The 3,534-nt window shown below is 40.3% G+C and carries 5 protein-coding genes; 1 reads left to right on the forward strand and 4 read right to left on the reverse strand.

Going from position 1 to position 3,534, the window contains the following annotated elements; genetic code table 11:
• The first annotated feature begins 1 nt into the window (after nucleotide 1).
• Nucleotides 2-88, forward strand: a complete 87-nt coding sequence (locus ACFO3G_RS03610; RefSeq protein ID WP_380077071.1) for an IS3 family transposase — start codon at nucleotides 2-4, stop codon at nucleotides 86-88.
• An 84-nt stretch (nucleotides 89-172) separates the two neighbouring features.
• Here ACFO3G_RS03610 and rny read toward each other — a convergent pair whose 3' ends face one another.
• The 4 genes from rny to ACFO3G_RS03630 form a co-directional block, all read right to left on the reverse strand.
• The gene (gene rny / locus ACFO3G_RS03615; protein ID WP_380078074.1) at nucleotides 173-1,714 is read right to left on the reverse strand and encodes a ribonuclease Y; all 1,542 of its coding nucleotides are present in this window, start codon (nucleotides 1,712-1,714) and stop codon (nucleotides 173-175) included.
• Nucleotides 1,715-1,817: 103 nt separating this feature from the next.
• The gene (zapA, locus tag ACFO3G_RS03620; RefSeq protein ID WP_380078076.1) at nucleotides 1,818-2,135 is read right to left on the reverse strand and encodes a cell division protein ZapA; all 318 of its coding nucleotides are present in this window, start codon (nucleotides 2,133-2,135) and stop codon (nucleotides 1,818-1,820) included.
• Nucleotides 2,132-2,428 carry a hypothetical protein gene (locus tag ACFO3G_RS03625; protein ID WP_380078078.1) on the reverse strand — a complete coding sequence of 99 codons (297 nt, stop codon included), beginning with the start codon at nucleotides 2,426-2,428 and terminating at the stop codon, nucleotides 2,132-2,134. Before ACFO3G_RS03625 ends, zapA begins: the two co-directional genes overlap by 4 nt.
• Before the next feature lie 147 nt (nucleotides 2,429-2,575).
• Nucleotides 2,576-3,154 carry a ribonuclease HII gene (locus ACFO3G_RS03630; RefSeq protein WP_380078080.1) on the reverse strand — a complete coding sequence of 193 codons (579 nt, stop codon included), beginning with the start codon at nucleotides 3,152-3,154 and terminating at the stop codon, nucleotides 2,576-2,578.
• Nucleotides 3,155-3,534: the final 380 nt, after the last annotated feature.

The raw sequence follows: 3,534 nt of genomic DNA on the forward strand, positions 1-3,534 counted from the left end.
TATAGAATGGTATAACAATAAAAGAATAAAACTGAGGTTAAAAGGAATGAGCCCGGTAAAATACCGAGCTCATTATAGACAATTATAACGTTTAATTTAACGTCCAACTTTTGGGGGGCACTTCACTTTTATCAGATCACCCTCAAATATTATAGGTTATCAAAAAAAAGATTTACTTGGCGTAGCTTACAGATCTGGTTTCTCTGATTACAGTGATCTTAACCTGTCCCGGATAGGTCAATTCTTCCTGTATCTTCCTTGCTATCTCGTTGGATAGTGTCTGTATAGATGCATCATCCGTATTATCAGCACCGACAATAACCCTAAGCTCTCTACCGGCTTGAATAGCATAAGTCTTGACAACACCCGGATAGGACATGGCAAGCTGTTCCAAATTCTTAAGACGCTTGATATAAGCCTCTACAATCTCACGCCTTGCACCCGGTCTGGCTCCGGATATAGCATCACAAACCTGTACAATAGGTGCTATCAAAGAGGTCATCTCTACCTCATCATGGTGAGCCCCTACAGCATTACAAACATCTGGTTTCTCTTTGTACTTTTCGCAAAGTTTCATACCAAGTAATGCGTGTGGCAATTCCGGCTCATCATCAGGCACCTTACCTATATCGTGCAACAGACCTGCTCTTTTTGCTTTCTTCGGATTAAGCCCCAGCTCTGAAGCCATGATAGCACATAGATTAGCGGTCTCTCTTGAGTGCTGCAAGAGGTTTTGACCATAAGAAGATCTATATTTCATCTTACCAACCAATCTGATCAATTCCGGATGCAATCCATGAATACCAAGATCGATCATGGTTCTCTTACCGGTCTCAATTACTTCATCTTCTATCTGCTTACGCACTTTAGCCACGACCTCCTCAATTCGAGCAGGATGAATACGACCATCCTGAACCAACTGGTGCAATGCAAGACGAGCAATCTCTCTTCTTACAGGATCAAATCCGGATAAAACAATAGCCTCCGGAGTATCATCCACAATGATTTCAATACCGGTAGCTGCCTCAAGCGCTCTGATATTCCTACCCTCACGCCCAATGATACGTCCCTTGATTTCATCATTGTCAATATGGAAAACAGTAACGGAGTTTTCGATAGCTGTCTCGGTAGCAAGTCGTTGAATAGACTGTACCACAATCTTCTTTGCCTCCATATTGGCAGTCATCTTAGCCTCTTCGATAATGTCATTGACATAGCAAGAAGCTTCATTGCGAGCCTCCTCTTTTAGACTGTCTACCAATGCCAGTTTGGCCTCCTCTGCCGAAAGACCGGAGATTGCCTCCAATTGAACCTTCTGCTGTTTGTGAAGCTCTTCGAGTTCAGTTTGTTTAACCTCCACAACCCCAAGTTGAGCATTAAGGTTTTCACGTATAACATCAAGTTCCTGAGCCTTTTTAGACATCTCATCTTGACGCTGATTCAGACCCCTCTCTCTATTTTTGAGCCTATTTTCAGCTTGTTGAAGTTTAGAAGTCCTTTGATTAACTTGCTTTTCAAGGTCCGATTTCAACTGCATAAACTTCTCTTTAACCTCGAGAAGCTTCTTTTGTTTGATTACTTCCGATTCTCTCTCTGCTTCAGAGAGCATTGATTCGGCCTTATTTTTGAGCACATAGTTTTGAAACAATATGGCGCCCACGACACCTATTGCCATTGTTACTATGCAAATCAATATTGTAATACCTATTCCCATCGCTATATTATTTCATTCGTTTAATAATCAATCATTAATAGCATTATACTACATCCAAGAAATGCTTTGTAGCCGATAGGGAAGAAAAGGGATAAGCCAATAATTAGTCTTTATGCTTTGACAAAAACGATTCGACCTCTCTATTGAGTCGCTGTACCATATCCATGATAGGCTCTGTATCGTTTGCCATACGTTTCTTATATAAATAATAAGCCCTGTCCACTGCAGCAACAGCTAAAGGGGTGTTCGAATCATGCTTGGTCAAATCCGGATAATTGGCCATATATTCAGATATTCTTGCATTGAGCTCTGCAACAGCATTGCGGTATCCGGGTTCTTCCTCTGGCACCACTGCCAATGGAATTGAAATCCCTTGAACAACAAGAGTTATATTCTGTAATCTTTGTTCCAAATCCATCATTCAGATTCTAACAAGCTAATACACTTGTCTATATCGCTTATCAATGCCTCAACTTTCTTTGAGGTCTGATCAACTTCTTCCGGGCTAGTAGCTATATTCTTGGCGTTAAGCAATGCATTCATCTGTTTGCACTCTTGCGCCCTCTCTGCCTGCTCAACTTTAAGTGCCTGTAAGGTCTTATCCAGTTGGCTTTTAAGATCTTCAATTAGATCATCTTGTTGTCGTACGATCCCCATCAGGCGATGCATATTCTCTTCCAATCTGATCACTTCTAATTGCTCCTTTGGCGTCATAGCACTCAGCTTTCTTTCTACAAAGTTATATTAAAGTTGCGTAATTCTCTTATTTTCTGACAATGTTGTTCCACTTTTCTATTCAATGATTATCTCTTTAGAAGCAGTCAAGAAACAAATTCGTAACTGCTTTCCACACAGATTGGACTACAAAGAAGCCTTAAATGTTCTTCGATGAATAGGTGTAAAACCATGTTCCTTAATTGCCAACTTATGTTCTTTAGTAGGATAACCCATATTTCTATCCCATCCATAGTTAGGATATTTTTGTGCCATATCTATCATATACTCATCTCTATATGTCTTGGCCAAAATAGAAGCCGCTGCAATGGGCATTAGTTTGGCATCCCCCTTTATGACACAAAAGTGCTCAATGTCGGGATATGGGTCAAAGCGATTGCCATCTATAAGAAGTCTCTCGGGAAGGATTGGTAATTGCTCTATAGCTCGATGCATGGCCAAGAATGAGGCTCTCAAAATATTTATCTCATCTATTTCTTCCGGAGAAACACTGGCAACAGCATAGGCATAAGCCTCCTGCTCGATGATTTCTCTTAAGGCATTTCGCTTCAACGGAGATAGCTTCTTAGAATCGTTGATATCTTCATTTTTGAAGTCCGGAGGAAGAACAACGGCAGCGGCAAAAACAGGTCCGGCCAAACAACCTCTCCCGGCTTCATCACAGCCGCATTCAATCTTCAAATCATCCAAATATCTTAGTTGCATAGTCTACAATAATATTATCTCCAAAACATCTTCCATCCTCAATATATCATTAGAAAGAGGTTGCATTTAGAAGTCTTTGAGTGTTGTAAAATAAATAATAAAAGTTCTGAATCTAATTCTCCCAACATTTCTTAATGGCTTTGCATCTACTATAACTCTGCATATTTCACAAACAATTCTTTTTCATCATCTGAAGGCCCCAACACTCAGCAAGCAAGAATCTTGCCAAATAAAGATAGAAAGGGCCTAACAACCAGGGCAACCGCATCAAAATAGGCTTATCTTTGGGTTATGGATATACAAGATTATTTTTCTAATGTAGAAGATCCACGTGTAGTGGGTCGTTGCAAGCATAAGTTAAGCGATATTCTAGTTATAGC

Source organism: Falsiporphyromonas endometrii (assembly GCF_042654485.1).
GTDB lineage: Bacteria > Bacteroidota > Bacteroidia > Bacteroidales > Porphyromonadaceae > Porphyromonas > Porphyromonas endometrii.